The sequence below is a fragment of the Mucilaginibacter ginsenosidivorax genome (genome assembly GCF_007971525.1).
Classification (GTDB): domain Bacteria; phylum Bacteroidota; class Bacteroidia; order Sphingobacteriales; family Sphingobacteriaceae; genus Mucilaginibacter; species Mucilaginibacter ginsenosidivorax.
Genome location: NZ_CP042437.1, coordinates 7283936 through 7303977, shown reverse-complemented (window position 1 = coordinate 7303977; position 20042 = coordinate 7283936). Strand labels below are relative to the sequence as shown.

The following is a 20042-nucleotide window of genomic DNA, read 5'->3' as shown; positions in this document are numbered from 1 at the left end:
TTTCCTCCTTTTGTTAGTAGTAGCTACTGAAACCTGGCCTCTAACCATAAAAAGGCGCAAGCAATCAATAGCAAAATATAAAAATAAATTTTACTTACAGCAATCGTGGCTTTTTCGTGTATCTGTTTCGTTACATTGCTCTTAATCGCATTGTTGGCGATATAGGTCTTGGTGTCGGCTTGTTTTTTTAGCGCTCTTATAGTGTTCCAGTCATTATAATTATAAACATAAAACCAGCTTAAAGCACCGTTACCTTGTTTTACAGATTGCCAGCCATCTGCCTGTGGCCAGTAGTTAACCCTCCATTGAAAAGGGAGTTTGCTATTTTGTATCGGAGAGATAACCGCACTGTCAATTTGTATTACCGATGGCGCTACGGCGCTCTCCAACTGTAACTCAACCAGATTTGAGACTGTTGGTATAGCCGATTTTACCGTCCAGGATTCAGGCGTGGCAACTTTTCGTGCTGCCTTTGCAATTAATAACGACCATAAAGCTGAATAATCGGCTTTATTACCACTCAACACCCAGCTGAATGTATTATTCAGGGGGGTGAATACCAATTTACCTGCACCTGCCAATGTATTGGCCGCCAGAACATGTCCGTAGTAGTCACTAACCAATGATTGTGTATTAGTTTGGGTTGCCAGGTAAACCATTCCGGCATTCAATTTGGCTGTATTACCGGTTTTGCCTTGTATGCTGAGCGATACCGGGGCCGGATCTTTCACCGCCAGCCGGTCAGCAGGAAAATCGCGTTGTAGCCACGAATTTGATCTTAAGGTACTATCGGCCCGGATAACTACCCCCAGGCCTTTTTGGGTTACTTCCTGTTGTAAAGCGGCAGCCTCGGCCCCGTTTAGTGTTTTCAAAACAGAGAGGTCGGCAATTAAAACGTCAAACTTTCTAAAGACTGACGCTGATAAATGATCAAGCGGAAATTGCGCCAGGTTGATGAACTCTTTATTGAATTTATCTTTACTGATTGCCGAGCGGACTGCCACCGCGTATCCGTTTTCGGAAAGCCAGTTCTTTAAAAAACGGCTCTCAAAATCGGGCGATGCTGTTAGCATTAAAACGTTCAAAGCCTTGGCCGGCTCAATTTGCAATGGGATATTTTCATTTCCGAGGGTATCTGTCCCAGCTATAGCCAGTAAATTGTAAACGTTTTTACCCAAATTTTTTGGCGTGCTTTTTAAGTTAAACGGACTGGCCTGCCCTGGCGGTATAATCACCGAATCCAGACCCGTACTTAAACCTTTCAGTACCAGTTTTATTTTTTGAGACAAGCTGTTTTTATACGTTCCGGCAACGTTAATCTCATCTCCTGCTTTCAGGTGCTCATTCCAAGTAACAGCGGTTATTCCTTGTTTAAAAACCGCAGGATGGAATATTACCGGTACATGATCTAATCGCTGCAGTTCTTCCTTATCCAAACCATCGCCCAAAATCCGTATTTGTGTAATTGTCGAATCGGATTTCAGATCTGCTAAATCATAGATCAGCACTGCCTTTGGATTCTTTTTGCTGATTGTGCTATTTAGGGTGAATATTTTTTCGGTATTGTACCTGCTTAAACTATCGCCGCTAAAACCTTCGGTTAGTAATAGCACTTCCATTTTATCCTGCCGGTTTACTTCAACCTGGTAAGTTAAAGGCAAAGCAATACAGGCTAAGGCAATTATGGCCGTTATAGTTGCAAGCAGTCGTAAAACTAAACGCGATTGGTTCGCCCGAACGTACTCTTTCCAAACCGCAAAAGCAGCAATTAAAATACAAATGACGATAACAATGGTGTTCCAGTTCATTTGTATTTAGCGGTTTAAGCGGTTAAGGTTTTTATAATACTGCTGCGATAAACCCAAGTCGGCGGGGCTTTGCGTCGCAACCGGCATTCTATCAACAGGAATTAGTGTTTTTTGAATGGCCCTTTCCACCAACGGGATATCGCCCGGCTTAATTTTACCTGGTTTCGATAATATCCGGCGCATGGCACTCAAAGCCGACAAGTAGGAACCAGGTTGAGCCGAAGCCTTTGAACTGAGCTGCTGGTTGGCTAAAGCAAGCACATGCTCATCTGCAACGGTCATTTTTGGCGCAACCTTAAGCTGCGCTAAAACCTGCACCGCCTTTTTTAAATTTTCATATTGATCGGTCCCGGGTTTAACGTCCGATTTATTGATAGGTTGGTTAATCTTCGACAAATCGCCGCTTAGCCGTTTCTCTAACTTTAACGCCGGTGGATTATAGGATGTTTTAGCTACATACATCCTTGATTTTTGCTGCAAATCTTTTAACAATCGCAGTGCTTTATACTCAAATGGCAACGCGTCTTGCGGCTTGTAAAGCCTTAATTGCAATTCGGCTTTCCACATTTCTGTAAGTGTGGCTTTGAGTTGTTTTTTAAGTTCAGGATCAAAAAACTGGGCGTCTTCGGCATTATCATGTTTATCAGTGTATTTATCCAATATTACCGCCGCATTACCGTAGTTTTTGATATCCCCAACCGGATCATCTTTCACATCCGCAGGGTTAATATCCGATTCTGATTCTTCGCCCAAAAACTTGCCATAGCGCAGCCGAAGCAGCTTTTGATCAACACCCAGATCATTGCTTCGGTCGTTAAACTTTACTGTTGTGATGCTGTCTTTATCCTTCAGTAATTTTTCGGTATCAAGTATAATCTGCCGTTCACTACGAAAAAACTCCGGCTTCTGGTTTACCCCGCTCAGCATACCATCCATGCTTAACAATTGAGCAGTATCCTGTATAGATACCGTATAAACATCCGTACGGCTTTGCTGTTGATGGGTGTCAGTAGCCTGGATATAAAAATAAAGTTCGTCGCCAGGCTCCATGTTTAAAGCCGGCAAACTAATTAACTTTTGCAGGCTATACTGCGGCAGGTGCGAACTGAAGGAGGTAGAAAAATTGAGTTTATACTCTTTAAATTTCACGGCCTCGCCACTTCCCTTGGCGACCGTCGCAAAAACCAGCGCGTTTGCTACACCATAATCATCATTAACAGTTGCATCAATATTTACTTTTTGCGCTTCGCCGGCATCAATATAGGTGTATTGTTTAGGCGATTTGATATGGATAACGGGCGGCTGGTCTGTTATTACCTGTACCTGGTATAAGTCCGAAAGCTTGCCATCAACCTTAACCTGGTAAAAACCGGGCTTGTTAATCAGTTTTTCAATCTGCCAGACGGTTTTATCGGGGTTTATATTTTTAAGGTTGATAGTTTCCTTATCGTTAAAGAGCAATGCCACCTGTTTAACCGCGATATTGGTGGCGATTTTCCAGCTCACCGTCGCACCATCCTCTACATTTAAAGTAAACTTATCCTGGCTGCGTAGCTGTTTACCCGTGTATGTGGGTGGATGAACCATAACATTAACCGAGGATATTTGAGGCAGTACCTTTTCCGGAATAGCATTGTTTTTAGTTGATAAGGCTTTTCCCCTTAAAGATTGATTTGTTGCCGACGGCTTGTTTAGTACCCAGGTCAATCCGAATGAAAATAGCAGCAACAATAGCGCAAGTTTAGCCCGCTTTAAAAACGAATTATGCCACTGCGGAACAACCTGCAACTGGGTTTCTACTTTTTGTAGTTGCAATGTTTCCAGCAGGTTTAATTCTGACGCAGGTTTTAATATCAACCCACTGCTTTCTTCCAGTTCGGGATATTGTTGATCAAGGAATTTAGCTATTAAAACGTCGCTGGTTTTCCAGACCCGATGAATGAAAATAAAAATTGCAAGGCATAATACAAATAACGGTAACACCCAAAGCACCGGCACTTTAAATAAATACTTTAACAAAGCAATTGAAAGCAGCGATATAGCAGCGGCAAAAAACACATCGGCAAGCAGCTGATAACTGATATACCACCTGCGTATCGCGTTTATTTTGTATATACCTGTTTGTTCAATCATTTTAATACAGGCTTGTTTTTATGAGCAACCCATCTTTCGACAATAAACACAGCAACCAGTATCAGCCAGAAATAACGCGACAGATCTGTTTGCACAATTATTTTACTTTCACCAGTGTTTTTTGCTGACCAAATTATATTTGGCACCATTTGCTGGTGGTTAATTTTAGTTAAATCACGACTATTTAACGCCTCATAATCAGGATTAAATAAAACCAGCTTCAATAATAACTTTGCAAAATTATTACTCCAAACCAGGTCATTCCAGGCGGGATTGAAGCGGGAATAAAAGTGGTACTGTGTAGTTTGTGGGCTTTGCTCCCGCGTTAAAACAGGGTTGCCATAACCATCAACCCAAATAGATTTACCACTATAACTTTCATTTTTAACCAGTTTATAAATCACTGTGGGTTCCTCCCTTTCGGCTAAGGCAAAAGCACTGCTGGTTTTTATTGATGATGATTCCGCCTCGATCTTCCCTTGTTGATAGTTTAATACATAGGCTGCTTTACCCAGTACACTGGTACCAACGGGTTTGTCGGAAAGCCAAAATAACCAGTCCTGTTTTGTCGGTATTTGCGCCGCATCAGTATACTTTTTGACTACAACTTTACGTTGGGTAAAATCGATAATAGTCTGTAAAGCAGCACCTAAGTACTTTTCATCAACACTGTATTTATCGCTATAGATAGCTACCCGTAAAGTGCCTGTATCAATTGGCGTACTTTTTTCCGGAGCCGTTTTCAAACTGATAACCAGGCCGCCATGGTTAACATTTACCATGAACGGCGATTTTGGATCGCCTTCGGATTGGATAACATAGCTTGTAAAATAAGTACCCGACGGCCGGCTATTGCCCTCGATAACTTTTATTGAATTATTACTGGTGAACCACGCATTTTCAACCCATGTGCTTACCGAGTCGGCGGGGGTATAAGTTTGCCAATGCAGGTTGAGCGACACCGATGGTTTGCTGCCGTTAAAGTACCTTGCCTGGTTTGGGGTGAGTAAATAAACCGGCAGGGTTGGCGGTAGCTTTTCGTTTAATTTCGCCACCAGGTTCCAGTAATTTTTTACTTCATACTTATCTTTTAATAAACTATCATTCAGCACTTTATTTAGTTCGAACTTCGTAAAATTTTCATCAAAAAAATGAAACTCATAACCCGCTTTAGACAAAGAATCTACAGTAAATTTCAAATTTTCATAGGTCTCTTTCAGATTGGCTTTAGGGATAAGCACCAACCCTTTTACTTGGGCTGTTGCCTGGCTGCGCTGCCAAAAAGGAGCCGCCAATAAAAAAGCAAGCGTTAATAAAAACAGGCATCGTAAAATAAATAACAACACATCGTTCAGCTTAAAACTCCGGCTGCTTTTTTGGGCCGCGGCGGTTATCAGGGCGATGCTGCCAACCTTTAGGGTTTTGCCCGGCCTGATGTTCCATAGGTGTATTACTACCGGGATGCTTATCGCGGCAATGGCAAACAACCATATGGGATTTAAAAACTGCACCTTTTATTAATTATTGAATTAATGAGTTATTGAATTAAGAAATGAATAAAGTAAACAGTTTATTAAAATTTGCTTTTATGTCGTTGTGTTAAAAAATCGCGCAGGGCTTCATCTAATGGCTGTGCGGTGCTCAGCATCCTGTAATAGATGTGCTTGCCCAGTAATTGCATCCGGATTGCCTCTAAATGGCTTTTCAGCTTTTGCTGGTAGTCGGCTGCCTGTTGGGTATTTATTTCGATGGTGTCCCCGGTTTCCAGGTCTTCTAATGAAGCATATCCACCAAAGTCAAAGTCAAGCTCATTTTTGCCCATCAGGTGAAATACTACCACTTCATGTTTTAAAGCTGTTAGTGAATCCAGCAGTTTATTTATCTCGCCATCAGCCTGGTACATATCGGTAACAAATACCAATAGCTCCTTACGGCCATCGCCGGCAAACAACTCTTTGTAATGAACAGGCTGCGTAAACTTACCGTTGGGTTTAACCTGTTGCAGGTGATAAAATAACCGTTGCAAATGTTGCGGATCGGGTTTGGATGCTAACGAAAACAAACCGCCATCCTGAAAAACGTACAACCCTACCGAATCGCCCTGCAAATTGGATAGCCAGGCCAACGATGCCACCAGGAAACGGGCATAATCTATCTTTTTTATCCCGTTATCATCATGATCCATCGAAGCGCTGGCATCAACCAAAAACTTTACAGAAATACTGGTTTCCACCTCCGATTCGCGGATATAATACCGGTCGCTGCGGGCAAACATGCGCCAGTCCAGCCAGCGCAGGTCATCGCCGGGCTGATAGCTGCGATACTGGCTAAACTCCAACCCGGGCCCCTTCACCTTGCTTTTGTTAAACCCATTCATAAAGCCATCAATAACCGTTTTCGCCAGTAACGGCAAATCCTTAATGGTCATTAATACTTTGGGATCAAGCATTTTAATTTCGGATTTGAGATGTTCGATGTCGGATTTTATCTGAAAGCGGATTAATACGCGACCGTCATTGCGAGGTACGAAGCAATCCTCGATTTGCTAAACGGATTTGCATAGTTCACGATTGCTTCGTACCTCGCAATGACATAGTCTTATATAGCTTTACTTCTTTCCACTATTCTTATCAACTCCGCCGTTACTTTATCTGATGTAATACCCTCTGCCTCGGCTTTAAAGTTCATCAATATCCTGTGCCTTAAAACGGCCGGGGCCATAGCGTGGATATCCTCCATCAAAACGGAGTAACGTCCTTTTAATAAAGCACGTGCTTTGGCTGTTAATATTAACGCCTGCCCTGCCCGCGGGCCCGCACCCCAGCGTACCCATTCTTTTACGTAGCCAACCGTGGTGGTATCCGGGCGGGTTGAGCGGATTACCTGGCTCACGTATTTTACCAGGTCTTCGCTTATAGTAACCTGCCTTACCAGTGCCTGGGCCTGAATGATCTCTTCGGCAGTTATTACTGCCTTAATGTCGGCTTTTTGGGTACCGGTAGTACGGTTCAGTACTTCAAACTCTTCCTGCTCAGTTGGATATCCAATTTTTATCAGCAAAAGAAAACGGTCTAATTGTGCTTCGGGTAATGGGTATGTTCCGGCTTGCTCTATAGGGTTTTGAGTTGCCAGGATAAAAAACGGCTTATCTAACGGGTATGTTTGCCCACCGTAGGTTACCTCAAACTCCTGCATCGCTTCCAGTAATGCCGATTGCGTTTTGGGTGGTGTACGGTTAATTTCGTCGGCCAGGATAATGTTGGCGAACAACGGGCCTTTATTAAATTTGAAGAAACGCTTGCCTGTAGCATGGTCTTCCTCCAGTATTTCGGTACCGATGATATCTGTAGGCATCAAATCGGGGGTAAACTGGATGCGCCTGAAGGCCAGGTGCAGGGCTTGCGACATGGTTTTTACGATGAGTGTTTTGGCCAGGCCGGGTACGCCTTCCAACAGGCAATGGCCTCCGGCTAAAAATGCTACCAGCAACTCGTCCAATATGGCATCCTGCCCTACTATTACCTTCTGAATTTCGCCTTTTAAAGCAGGCAACTTGGCAAGCAGCGCTTTTATATTATTTTCGGTCAGTTCCAACTTAATACGTTTTTAATGTACTCCCCCAATATATCACCCTTTTGATTAAAAACCAGTATTTTTTATTAAAAATTAAATAAAGTATCCAAAACTTTACAAGCAATGCAAACAAATGTAGCATCAGCATAAAATATTGTACTACTTTTAAGTTTTTAAAACACGATGGCATTCAGCGGAAAGTTTACGTTTACCAGGTTAAGTTACCACTCCGGCGATTGGGACACCGATCAGCGCATGCCATCAAACCTCCTCAATTCGCTGCTGGAGTATACCACTATTCCCATTGATCAGCAGGAAAAAGTGATCCCCTTAAGCAGCGATGATATATTTTTGTACCCATTTTGCTACCTGAGCGGCCATAAGCTTGTTCAGTTTGACACTAAAGAGCGGGCCAACTTTAAAAAGTATGCAGAAAATGGCGGTTTTATTTTTGTGGACGACTGCAACCATGATATAGACGGCCTTTTCGCCAAATCATTCGAAGCGCAAATGGCAGCTTTGTTTGGCCCAACTGCATTGAAAAAAATCCCCAACAACCATAAAATATACCATTCTTTTTTCTCTTTCGATAAAGGCCCCCCTACCACCAGCTTTGAGTTAAATGGCTGGGGAGATGATTTGGTGCACGATTATTTAAAAGCCATAGAAATTAACGGGCGCATAGCTGTATTGTATAGCAGTAAGGATTATGGTTGCGAATGGGACTATGATTACCGGAATAAGCGTTTCCTGGCCGAAGATAATACCAAATTTGGGGTTAATATTATAATGTACGCGCTAAATTATTGATTGGGATTAATTTGCCCATAATTACAATTTTAGTTAATTTACACAAACCTAAACTGTAAATTAATGATAAACGAATATTATATTTTAAGAGGTAGCCAACAGGATGGCCCTTACACGCATACCCAACTGATGGATATGAACATCGAGGCGGATGATTTCTTATTATCGCCTTTAGCCGATGGATTGCAATACGCCGCCGATTTACCAGAATTTCAGGATTATTTCATTTCCAAAGGCATATACCTGCCTGATGAACGTAATGTTGCCAATTTTTGGTGGCGGCTGCTGGCCTATATTATTGATTACGCACTTTTATTTGTAGCCACTACTATTGGCACTGTTGTGATATTACTTGTTAAAAAGATGCTATTTCATAATATTGATGATGAAACCGAAGATAGCAGGTATTTGCCAACGCTTATAAGCGTACTTGCCTGGATTTTTTATAACGCCGTTTTTGAAGCCACGAAATTGCAGGCAAGCATAGGAAAAATTGCCTGCAAGATGATTGTAGTGGATGCCCGTGGCCAACGGTTAGATTTTAGTAAATCCCTGGCACGGAATTTTGGCAAAATATTATCAAGCCTGTTATGTGGTGTTGGCTTTTTAACAGTTTTGTGGAGCCCTATGCACCAAGCCTGGCATGATCAGCTTGCAAAAACGTATGTAGTCAGAAAATCTTAAGATAATCCGTAACAAATCAACCTGTTTTGCTTCAAACATTCAAATATTCAAACTTCGCTCGTTATATTTAGGACTTAAAACTGACTGACCTTGAAAAGAAAAGATTTCCTTTACCTAACCGGAATGGGCATTAGTGCATCCATGCTTAGCAGGATCCCCGTTTTCGGTTCGCCCGTTTTGCCCGGCCATGATATGAGCCCGGTAGACGTGGCCCTTAAAAAACGAATGGCCGACGTGGTTTTAAACGCCGCCCGGTCAAAAGGCGCAACTTATACCGATGTGCGTATAGGCCGCTACCTTAACCAGTTTGTGGTAACCCGCGAAAACAAGGTTGAAAATATAGTTGATACCCAATCGTACGGTATGGGTATCCGCGTTATTGCCAACGGTTGCTGGGGTTTTGCCGCTACAGATAAGCTGGATAATGATAGCATTGCCAAAGCAGCCGAGCTTGCCGTAGCCATCGCCAAAGAAAACGCACGCATCCAAACAGATCCGGTTCAGCTGGTGCCTCAAAAGGGCCATGGCGAAGTAAGCTGGAAAACGCCGATTGAGCGCAACGCGTTTGAAGTTCCGATGAAAGAAAAAACAGATTTACTGCTCTCTGTAAATGATGCAGCCATGAAAGGCGGTGCCAATTATGTAAACTCTATTTTGTTTTTGGTAAACGAGCAAAAATACTTTGCATCAACCGATGGTTCATATATCGACCAGGATATCCACCGCATCTGGCCTTTATTCGCGGTTACTAAAATAGACTCCAAAACCGGTAAATTTGAAACGCGTCAATCCTTAAGCGCACCACGCGGTATGGGTTATGAATATATGACCCCGCGCGAAAGCGATAAGATAAAAGGTGTAACAACCCTTTATAAAGACAGGTACGATATGCTGGAAGATGCCCGTGCGGCAGCTACCCAGGCTGATCAAAAGCTGAAAGCAAAATCTGTTGAAGCAGGCAAATATGATCTGGTTTTAGATCCAAGTCACCTTTGGTTAACCATCCACGAATCTGTTGGCCACCCTACCGAGCTTGACCGCGTATTAGGTTACGAAGCAAACTTTGCCGGTACCAGTTTCCTTACCCTAGATAAATGGGAATCAAAAAAATTCAATTTCGGCAGCAAAAATGTAAACATTGTGGCCGATAAAACCCAGGTTGGTTCGCTTGGCGCCGTTGGTTATGATGACGAAGGTGTTGAGGCCAAAAAGTGGGATATTATTAAAGATGGTATTCTGGTTAACTACCAGGCCATCCGCGACCAGGCCCATATCATTGGGTTGAAAGAATCGCAGGGCTGTTGTTATTCGCAAAGCTGGCAGGATGTGCAGTTCCAGCGTATGGCCAACATATCCTTGCAACCCGGCAAAGTGCCTATGGGCGTAAATGATATGATCAAAAACGTAGAAAAAGGCATTTATATCATTGGCGATAGTTCGTTCTCGATAGATCAGCAGCGGTATAACTTCCAGTTTAGCGGCCAGCTTTATTACGAGATCAAAAATGGCAAAATTGTAGGTATGCTGAATGATGTGGCCTACCAGTCAAACACTCAGGAGTTTTGGAACTCCTGCGCCGCAGTTTGCGATGCCAATGATTATCGCTTAGGCGGATCATTTTTTGATGGTAAAGGCCAGCCTATGCAGGCCAGCGCCGTGTCGCACGGATCGTCTACAGCATTATTTAAAGGAGTTAACGTAATTAATACAGCAAGAAAAATTTAATATATGGCAATTTTAACAGAAGATGAATGCCGCGCGATATTAAAAAAGGCGCTGGGCTATTCAAAAGCCGATGAATGCGAGATCAACTTTGGCGGATCAGACTCGGGCAACATCAGGTATGCCCGCAATACAGTATCTACCAGTGGTTCGTTAAGCCAAACCAGTATGGTTATTTCATCAGCCTTTGGCAAAAAACTGGGCGTGGTAACCACCAACGAATATGATGATGCCTCGGTTGAAAAAGCCGTTCGCTTATCCGAAGAACTGGCACAACTGGCACCCGAAAACCCGGAGTTTGTATCCTTTTTAGGCCCGCAAACCTACGCACCACGCTCAAAAACTTTTGTATCCGAAACGGCGGCAATTACACCTGCCTTGCGTACAGATATGGTGGGCAAAAGCCTGGACACAGCAAAAGAAAATAAGTTAATAGCAGCAGGCTTTTTGCAAAACAGCGCGGGCTTTAGCTCGATGATGAATTCGCATGGCCTGTTTGCCTACAATACCTCTACAGATGTAAATTTCTCGGTAACCTTACGTTCTGAAGACGGTACAGGCTCGGGATACTCTACCAAGGGTTATAACGATGTGAGTAAACTGGATACATTGGCATTTACCAAAATAGCTGCCCAAAAGGCAACCGGATCGAAAGGCGCCAAAGCTATTGAACCGGGAAAATACACGGTAATTTTAGAGCCCGCCGCCGGTATTGTATTACTTGAACAATTGTATGGCGGCCTTGATGCACGCAGCGCCGATGAAGGCCGCAGCTTTTTAAGCAAACCCGGCGGTAAAACCAAACTTGGCGAAAAAATGGTTGATGAAAGGGTAAACATTTACTCCGATCCATCGCATCCCGATTTGCCAACAGGCAGTTGGGCCGGTGATGGCCAACCCCAGATAAAAAGAAGCTGGATTGAAAAAGGAGTAGTTAAAAACTTCACATACTCGCGTTATTGGGCTCAAAAACAAGGCATTAAATCAATTCCAAATCCCGATGGTATCATTATGGAGGGCGGGAATGCAACTTTAGAAGAATTGATAAAAGGCACCGAAAAAGGGATTTTAGTTACCCGCCTGTGGTATATCCGCCCGGTTGATCCGCAAACATTATTGTTTACCGGCCTTACCCGTGACGGTACATTTTATATTGAAAACGGACAGATCAAATTCCCGATCAAGAATTTGAGGTTTAACGAAAGCCCGGTTATTATGCTTAATAACCTGGATGCTTTAGGTAAACCTGAGCGCACTGTAAGCGGAGAATCAGGCCAAAACGCGTTGATTCCTCCTATGCGAATCCGTGATTTTACCTTTACGTCACTTTCAGACGCGGTGTAGATAGTGAGTGGTTGATTGGGTTTATTAAGTGAGTGGTTTTTGAAAACCCAACATCTTTAACCTTATCAGCTACTCGCTTAATCAACCATCCATCAACCAAGCCCGGCACTATTAAAAGTCGGGCTTGGTTGGTTATGTGATTTATGTTGAATATTTTAACTATACTTAATTTCTGTTTTATCTGAATGAGAAGAAAAGACGACATCCTTTGGAAAGGGATACTCGAAGATGTTTTTGACGATTTCCTATGTTTTCTTAATCCTGATGCCCCGGAGATTTTCGACTTTGACAAAGGGTTCGAATTCCTGGATAAAGAGCTGGAGCAGGTTTTCCCGCCTGAAAACAATGAGTATTCGCCAAAGGTGATCGATAAGTTGGTTAAGGTTTTTACTAAAACCGGTAAAGAAGAATGGATTTTGGTGCACGTGGAAGTACAGGGCCAGTATCAAAAAGATTTTGCCAGCCGCATGTACACTTATTTTTACCGGATACTGGATAAATATCAAAAACCAATAGTTGCCTACGCCATATTTACCGAAGCCAATACAAAAGAAAGGCCCAATTATTTTGCGATAGACTTTATGGGCACCAGCCTACGTTATACATTCAACACTTATAAAATAGCCAGTCAAAGCGATGAGGCACTACAAGGCAGCGAAAACCCTTTTGCCCTTGTTGTACTTACCGCAAAGGCGGCACTTGCAGGCAAAGATTTGAAAAGCAGCCGGGAGCGTGATGAACTGCTGCTGAACTTAAAGCTTAACCTGACAAAGTTATTGCTGACCAAACAGATAGCAAAAGAAAAGATAAGGGTACTGATGAATTTTTTAAGGTATTACATACGCTTTGAAAATCAGGATATAAACACTAAATTTGAACAACAGGTAGAAATTTTAACAGAAAGGAGCAACACCATGGGCATAGAAGAACTTTTATTAGACAGGGCTGAAAAAAAAGGTGAGAGAAAAGGTGAAAAAGCAAAAGCTATTGCTATTGCCCGTGAAATGAAAAAAGATGGCATGCCTGTTGCCCAGATCGAAAAATTCACCGGGCTTTCGGTTGATGAGATAGAAAGATTATAAGCAAATCCGCTGTAAACAGGCAAAAGCTGCTGTTATGGCGTGCTGATACAAACAACAGAGCCCGGGCTTATTACAAGTTCGGGCTTTGTTGTTTGTATATATTAACATCCTTATGTTGAATCTTCATCCACCACCTGGATAACTTACTTGCCCTTTACCTGTCCATGTACTCCTGGTATATTTAAAACTACCAAAAACGCACGTAAATGGCAGATAGAAACAGCAATATTACCGCGATAAGCACTATCGATGACGATTTCAACTTAAACATTCCTTTATCAACCTCGATAGATTTTGCATTAACGACAGGGCCAAATAAGCTTACTAAAACCATCACCCCAAAAGTTGTCAGGAACGACCAGCCAAGGCAGATAAAAAAAGGAATTTCGTAAACACCGGATGGGTTGATAAACGCGGAGTACAACCATGTTTCGGGTCCGAATACCTTAACCGCAAACTGGTTAAAGAACACCGAAGCTGCAAAGCCAGTCAGGATGCCTATGATGGCAGCCTCACCGGTGGTGCGTTTCCAAAACATACCTAACAGGAAGGTAGCCAATACGCCCGGACTTACAAAGCTGCTGTATTTTTGAACAAAAGTATAACCGCCCTCGCCACTGATACCCAGCATATCGTTCCAGGTAAAGGCTACAGCGATTACAAGGCTGCACACAATAACTATGCGCCCTACCCAAACCATATTGCGTTCGGTAGCTTTGGTACTCATATAGTTTTTATACACATCCAGCGTAAAAATGGTTGAAATGCTGTTAACCTTACCAGCAATCGAAGCGACAATTGCAGCGGTTAAAACGGCAAGCGACAAACCTTTTAAACCGGAAGGCAAAAAGGATAATATGGCCGAGTAGGCGCCGTCCTTTTTACCGCCAACAAGCATTGGCAAATCGCCGTGTTTGTACAATACAAAGGCTACAATGCCCGGTAGCATTACAATAACCGGCATCAGGATTTTAAGCAAACTGGCAAACAGGATCCCGGTACGGGCAGTATGCAAATTGGCGCCCAGTGCACGCTGCGTGATATACTGGTTACAGCCCCAATAGTTAAGATTGCTTATCCACTGACCACCCGCGTACATGGCAAACCCGGGCAGTATTAAATATTTACTTATTGTTTCTACAGATGCGCCATGCGCAGGCTTTTTAAAGATGAGGTGAAAATGATCGGGCGAGTCTTTCAGGATCAGCTTTAAACCGGTAAGCGCGTTTTGGCCGAAACCAAATTTATCACTCACAATAGTCAGCGATAAATAGGTAATGGCAAGTCCGCCAATAATCAGTACAGCAACCTGTACCACATCCGTATAACCAACCACCTGCATACCGCCAAGCGCAATAATTACTCCAAATATGGCCAGGCCAATCATAATTTCATGTAAATACCCGCCGCCAAGCAAGCCGTTAATGGCCAGTGCGCCAAGATATAAAATAGCGGTAAGGTTAATAAATATGTACAATGCCAGCCAGAATATCGACATCACCAAGGCCACACCGCTGTTATACCTGTCTTTCAGAAACTGCGGCATGGTGTAAATTTTATTTTTGATATACACTGGCATAAAAAACACCGCTACAATAATCAGCGTGGCCGCGCCAAGCCATTCGTAAACGGCCACGGCAATGCCTGCAAAAAAACCATCGCCGCTCATGCCTATAAATTGCTCGGCCGAGATATTGGATGCGATGATGGATGCGCCTATAGCCCACCAGGTAAGTGACCCTTCGGCCAGGAAAAAGCTGTGTGAACTGGAATTGGTTTCTGCTTTTTTACGGCGATAAACCAGGTAACCATATACGGATACCAAAACGAAATAAGTAAAAAATACGATAAGATCGCCTATGGAAATGTGCTTCAGCATGTTTGTTTTTGCAATGGGAATTAGGTTATACCCGGTTCAATTCTCAAATCTATAAAATAAAATGGACTGGCAATGGTTTAACATTATCAAATGTCAATGATACAGCTGTTGTAAACTATTAATACCATAACAGCCACTAATACATCCCGAAAGGGTGTTTCTTTTAACTTGCTCATAAGTTTATAATTTTATTAAAGGAAATGCAATTGGCAAACAGTTCCTTACGGCTATAAAATCCAAACATGCTTAATTACTACTATACATTTAGCAAAATCATATTATTTATTTGCTTAAACGTTTAACTAAATTAGCGCCCTTATTATATCAGATAAATTACATTTAACCGTTATGGCCGATACACCCAAAAGCGATAAAATAGATATGAAAACACTGGCCAAAGTGCTCAATGTATCTATTGCCACGGTATCAAAAGCCCTTAGAGATAGCCATGACATCGGTCCCGAAACAAAGCTGAAAGTAATTGAAGCCGCCCGCAAACTCAATTACGTACCCAACCCCTATGCGAGCAGTCTCCGTAAAAAAGCCAGCAACACCATCGCAATTATTATTCCTGAAATTGCCGATAGCTTTTTTAGCCAGGCCATCAACGGTATTGAAAGCATAGTAGCCATAAAAAAATACCATACGCTGATTTACCTAACCCATGACAGTTATGAGCGTGAAGCCTATATGTTTGGCGAACTTGCCAGCGGCCGGGTTGATGGGGTAATTATGTCGGTAGCCAGTAATACCGAAGATACCAGCCATATTAAAACCCTGCAACAGGCTGGTGTTCCTGTCGTATTTTTCGACCGGGTTTTTAATGATCTCAATTCGGTGAAAATAACAACCGACGACCTCAACAGCGCGTACGTTGCCACCAATCATTTGCTGGATGCCAGTTGTAAAAACATCTCGCTCGTTACAATCAAAGGTTACCCCTCCATCCTATCGGCCAGAGAACAAGGCTATAAACAAGCGCTGGCCGAACGAGGCGTCCAGCCGAAGGAATCGGGCGTTGTTACCTGTTCAAATAAGTATAATAACGAAAATGTTGAAGTAATAAAAGAACACCTCAGGCTTCAAAAGCCCGACGGTATTATTGCAACGGTTGAGCACCTGGCAACATCAACTTACCTGGCCTGCAATGAACTGAAGCTAAATATCCCCCGGGATGTTAAAGTAGTTTGCTTTACCAACCAGATAACCGCCCCCATCCTAAACCCGCCGCTCACAACCATTTTGCAGCCGGCCTTTGATATGGGCAAAAAAGCCGCGCAATTATTATTTGACCATTTGGCCGGCAAAGCGGTTGAAAACAATAAGGAAATAGTTTTACCCTCAACGCTGGTAATAAGGGAATCTTCAATTATGGAATTGTTGAATTAGTGAATTATTGATTTTTTGTGATCGGGCGGATCGAATCAAAATCAAGATTACGACTTAGATTGAAATTCACTCCCTAAGTTGGGCAATGCCTGCGGCCTGGGCTGTCTGTTCATAAGCCGTAATGGCCTTACACCCAGACCGGTATCCACGCCCATCCCTATCGCAAATTTATCTCAACCTGTATTGCATCAGATTGCCGGATCGTTACATTTAACATAATCTCACTCACAACTCACAACTCAAAAAACTACCCACCAAACACCAGCTTCCCATTCACGATGGTTGCCTGGATATTTATCTGCTCGTCAAAAATGGCGATGTCTGCATCAAGGCCCTCAACCAAAGTGCCTTTACGGTCATCTACTCCCATAATTGTCGCAGGGTTCTTAGTCATCATTTTTATGGCTTCATGCAGCGGCACATCGGCCATTTCCATCATCGTACGTACCAGCCTGTCGCAGGTGGCCACACTGCCGGCAAATGAACTGCGGTCGGGCAGTTTGGCAACGCCGTCTTCTACAATCACTTTTAAACCGGTATCCTTATTGCCCAGTACGCTATCCCCCTCGGGCATACCTGCCGCACGCATGGCATCGGTAATGAGCGCTACCCTGTCCGGGCCTTTAATTTTGTAAACCAGTTTTAATAAGGGCGCTGGCAAATGAATACCATCGGCAATAACCTCTACATCCATCGCATCAATCAAAAAAGCTGCTTCAATAACCCCGGCGTAACGGTAGGCATTGCGCCTGGATACCCCCGACATACCAGAATATAAATGTGTTGCAAGCGTGTAACCGTTTTCAAAAGCTACGGCAACTTCCTCGTAAATAGCATCGGTATGGGCCAAAGCCGGCATAATACCATTGGCCTGCAGGTATTTGGCAAACTTAATTGCACCCGGCAATTCCGGCGCGGCGCTCCAGCGTTTGATTGCTTTGGAGTAAGCAATAATCTCTTTATACTCCTCCTCATCGGGATTGCGAATATAGCGCGGGTCTTGCGCGCCACGTTGGTTCATGGCAAAGTATGGCCCTTCCAGGTGCATACCTAAAAATTGTGCCCCCATGGTATTTTTAACATCGGCACTGGCATACAGATCCAGCGTTTTGAGCAGATCGGCCTTCTCGGCAGTCAATGTTGTTGGCACCATGGCTGTGGTGCCATAACGGGCATGCGTACGGGCTATTTCCAGGAAAGCTTCCTCGTTGCCGTCCATAAAATCGTGGCCACCGCCGCCATGCACATGAATATCAATAAATCCCGGCGAAACATAATTGCCATGAGCATCAATTACTAGGGCGTCAGGTGCGTCGATATCGCGTTGGGATATAGCCGTTATTTTTGTTTGGCTGATGAGTATAGTGCCGTTAATGATGCACTGGGGCGTGATGATGCGGCCATTTGTGATTTTTAATTGCTTGTTCATTTGCTGATTGGCGTACAAGTTAAGCTGATTTGGCGAAACTTAAAGTATCAGCATTAAAAAAGTACCAGGTGCTTTATTTAAGCCAAATGGTTTGCGTAAAAGCACCATCGGCGGCAGCGTCCCATATTTCTAAACGTGCCCATTTACGGCCTTTAAGATTTTCTGTTACGCTGAATATCTGGTTGCCAAATGCTTTGGTTGCATCAAGGTTAACGTGTTTGCGATAAACCTGCTTACCATCACCAGATATAATTTCGGCAAAATTAAGCGGGAATGTCCAGCTGGTTTTAAACGAGATGTGGCATTGACCGTTGGCGGGTAAGGCAGCGGTTTGGCCAGACGACCGGCCATTTATTTTAAAATCTTCAATCAAAACTTCGCCGGTGGCGGAGAAAAACTTACCCTGCTGCAACACATCCAAAACCGGCTGCCAGCCCTGTTTATATTCCGGTTGTTTATCCAGTTTCAGGTAATTAATGTTCATGTGGGCATACATCTCGTTTTCCGGTTCAATGCTAAACAAGTCGGCTTCCGAGAGTACTTTTTTATGCAGGCCCCAGTTATTCATATCGTCCATCAAATCCAGCACCCGCTTCCCTAACCTGGGTTGCGACAGATCGGCCGGCATGGCCTTCCAGGCGGCACCTAAAAACCTGTCCGACAGGAAAAAATCTTCCTTTTTATAGGCATCCGGAAACCCTGTTGATCCTTTGGTACGGGCATGGGCGGTCCAGGCCAGTCCATTTTCTACTTGCAGCAGCTTCATCATATCGTTTTTATCACCAATGTGGTAAACCTTGCCATGTTCGGCATCAGTAGTTTCAAATGGCGTACCCTGCTTCCTGTCCATAATCCAGTAAACCGGTTTTGGGAAAAACTCAAGCCAGTGGCCTCCAAAAAACTCATTCGGCTCTTCGCCGGGCAACAACAAAAAATTTGATGAGGATAAGCGGGCGCATTGCTCAAACAGCGTTTTCAACTCCCGTAAACGTTGTTCGTCGGGACCTTTAGGGTGAGCAGTATAGTGAAACTCGGCCAGGTGCACAATGTTTACGCCCAGTCGTTTAAATACTTTTACAAAGCTGGGGCTATCTGGTACGGGCTTACCTTTGAGCACAACACTCATAATAAACTCATTATGGAAATGGCTGGCCATGGTTTTGTAACCCGGCAAGGGTTTATAGCTGTCATTATGCGTAAATTGCTTCACGTGAGTTAATAACGCCGGCGCGCCGCTGATACCTAACAGGCAAAAAAAGTTAAGCCGCTGTTTTGTTCCTGGCGGGGCATTAAACCAGGGCACATAGCGTTTATCGCCATTTAACTCCTGCCTTACACCAATGCCAAAGCCATCGAGCATTTGGCGGTAATTGTTGCCATACCACACAAATTTGAGGTTGAAAGCTTCATCTAATGGATAAAAGTATTGGTGCGGCGCCGGGAAAACCGCAATGCTTCCTTTATCATTTGTGCCGATGATTGTACGATACTTTACGGCTATATTTTTAGCAGTATCAGGCTGATTGATATCATTTGTTTGCAGTTTTTCGTAAACATCACTGTAGCTGATGCTCTTTACAGGCAGGTGCTTCCCCACCAAGCCAGCATCGTACAGTATGGCTGTCGAATCTTTTTGGGTTGATACAACCGCGGCTATATTAAACAGGGGCTGGCCGTTATATAGTGTTATCTGCAGGTCGCCGTTAAAGTTGGGGGCTGCTACCCCACCCATTGTAATTACAGTTCGTGAACCCGAGCTATTTAGGTTGATATCCTTTTTATGAAATTCAACTTTATAGGATTGATGCGGCTTTAAGGGCACCTTATCAAAAAATATGTTCCAGCCGTTTTGGGACACCAGGTCGCGCTTACCTTCAGAGATGATGAATTGCGGGTCGACGTTTTGGATAATAGTTTGATATACGCCGCTCTTACTTAATTCGATGCTGCTGAATAATGGTTCATCATTTTTCAGATTCAATACCAGGCGGCCGTTGTTACCCTGGCCGGTGGGCCAGGTTATGGTAAACCGCGTACCTGTTGTGCTTACAAATACCCCCGGGCTGGTTTTAAACTTTTTTTGTTTAATGACCTGCGCTGATGCCATATCAACAAGCAACAATCCTATTAAAAAAAGGCAAGCAGCAACTAAATAACTTTTCTTTTTAACCCTCATCGCTATTTGTTTA

General features: G+C 43.4%; 14 protein-coding genes. 6 read left to right on the top strand and 8 right to left on the bottom strand.

What is annotated here, in order from left to right; genetic code table 11:
• Positions 1-23: 23 nt before the first annotated feature.
• The 5 genes from FSB76_RS30025 to FSB76_RS30005 form a co-directional block, all read right to left on the bottom strand.
• On the bottom strand, positions 24-1808 hold the full coding sequence (locus FSB76_RS30025; protein ID WP_147060111.1) for a Rossmann-fold NAD(P)-binding domain-containing protein: 1785 nt from the start codon (positions 1806-1808) through the stop codon (positions 24-26).
• Positions 1809-1814: 6 nt separating this feature from the next.
• On the bottom strand, positions 1815-3941 hold the full coding sequence (locus tag FSB76_RS30020) for a DUF4175 family protein (RefSeq protein ID WP_147060109.1): 2127 nt from the start codon (positions 3939-3941) through the stop codon (positions 1815-1817).
• Entirely contained in the window at positions 3938-5452 is a 1515-nt protein-coding gene (locus FSB76_RS30015) for a BatA domain-containing protein (protein ID WP_147060107.1), read from the bottom strand. The genes FSB76_RS30020 and FSB76_RS30015 overlap by 4 nt, the downstream gene beginning before the upstream one ends.
• Positions 5453-5514: 62 nt before the next feature.
• Positions 5515-6390, bottom strand: coding sequence for a DUF58 domain-containing protein (locus tag FSB76_RS30010; RefSeq protein WP_225976351.1), 876 nt, complete (start codon positions 6388-6390; stop codon positions 5515-5517).
• Positions 6391-6539: 149 nt separating this feature from the next.
• Positions 6540-7535, bottom strand: coding sequence for an AAA family ATPase (locus tag FSB76_RS30005; RefSeq protein WP_147060105.1), 996 nt, complete (start codon positions 7533-7535; stop codon positions 6540-6542).
• A gap of 162 nt (positions 7536-7697) precedes the next feature.
• On the opposite strand from FSB76_RS30005, the gene FSB76_RS30000 reads away from it, so the two are divergent.
• The 5 genes from FSB76_RS30000 (at position 7698) to FSB76_RS29980 (ending at position 13156) form a co-directional block, all read left to right on the top strand.
• Positions 7698-8324, top strand: coding sequence for a DUF4159 domain-containing protein (locus tag FSB76_RS30000; RefSeq protein ID WP_147060103.1), 627 nt, complete (start codon positions 7698-7700; stop codon positions 8322-8324).
• Between the two features lie 63 nt (positions 8325-8387).
• Positions 8388-9008, top strand: a complete 621-nt coding sequence (locus tag FSB76_RS29995) for an RDD family protein (protein WP_147060101.1) — start codon at positions 8388-8390, stop codon at positions 9006-9008.
• Positions 9009-9098: 90 nt separating this feature from the next.
• Positions 9099-10733 carry a TldD/PmbA family protein gene (locus FSB76_RS29990; RefSeq protein ID WP_147060099.1) on the top strand — a complete coding sequence of 545 codons (1635 nt, stop codon included), beginning with the start codon at positions 9099-9101 and terminating at the stop codon, positions 10731-10733.
• Between the two features lie 3 nt (positions 10734-10736).
• A complete protein-coding gene (locus FSB76_RS29985; protein WP_147060097.1) occupies positions 10737-12074 on the top strand; it encodes a TldD/PmbA family protein in 1338 nt (445 codons plus the stop codon).
• Between the two features lie 185 nt (positions 12075-12259).
• A complete protein-coding gene (locus FSB76_RS29980; protein ID WP_147060095.1) occupies positions 12260-13156 on the top strand; it encodes an RpnC/YadD family protein in 897 nt (298 codons plus the stop codon).
• Positions 13157-13343: 187 nt separating this feature from the next.
• Here the strand turns inward: FSB76_RS29980 and FSB76_RS29975 are convergent, their stop codons facing one another.
• A complete protein-coding gene (locus tag FSB76_RS29975; protein WP_147060093.1) occupies positions 13344-15035 on the bottom strand; it encodes a sodium:solute symporter family transporter in 1692 nt (563 codons plus the stop codon).
• Positions 15036-15383: 348 nt separating this feature from the next.
• Between FSB76_RS29975 and FSB76_RS29970 the strand changes: the two genes are divergently transcribed.
• Entirely contained in the window at positions 15384-16424 is a 1041-nt protein-coding gene (locus tag FSB76_RS29970) for a LacI family DNA-binding transcriptional regulator (protein WP_147060091.1), read from the top strand.
• 247 nt (positions 16425-16671) lie between these two features.
• Here the strand turns inward: FSB76_RS29970 and nagA are convergent, their stop codons facing one another.
• Positions 16672-17853: an N-acetylglucosamine-6-phosphate deacetylase gene (gene nagA, locus FSB76_RS29965; protein ID WP_147060089.1), complete on the bottom strand. Its 1182-nt coding sequence runs from the start codon at positions 17851-17853 to the stop codon at positions 16672-16674.
• A 73-nt stretch (positions 17854-17926) separates the two neighbouring features.
• Positions 17927-20029, bottom strand: a complete 2103-nt coding sequence (locus FSB76_RS29960; RefSeq protein WP_147060087.1) for a CehA/McbA family metallohydrolase domain-containing protein — start codon at positions 20027-20029, stop codon at positions 17927-17929.
• Positions 20030-20042: the final 13 nt, after the last annotated feature.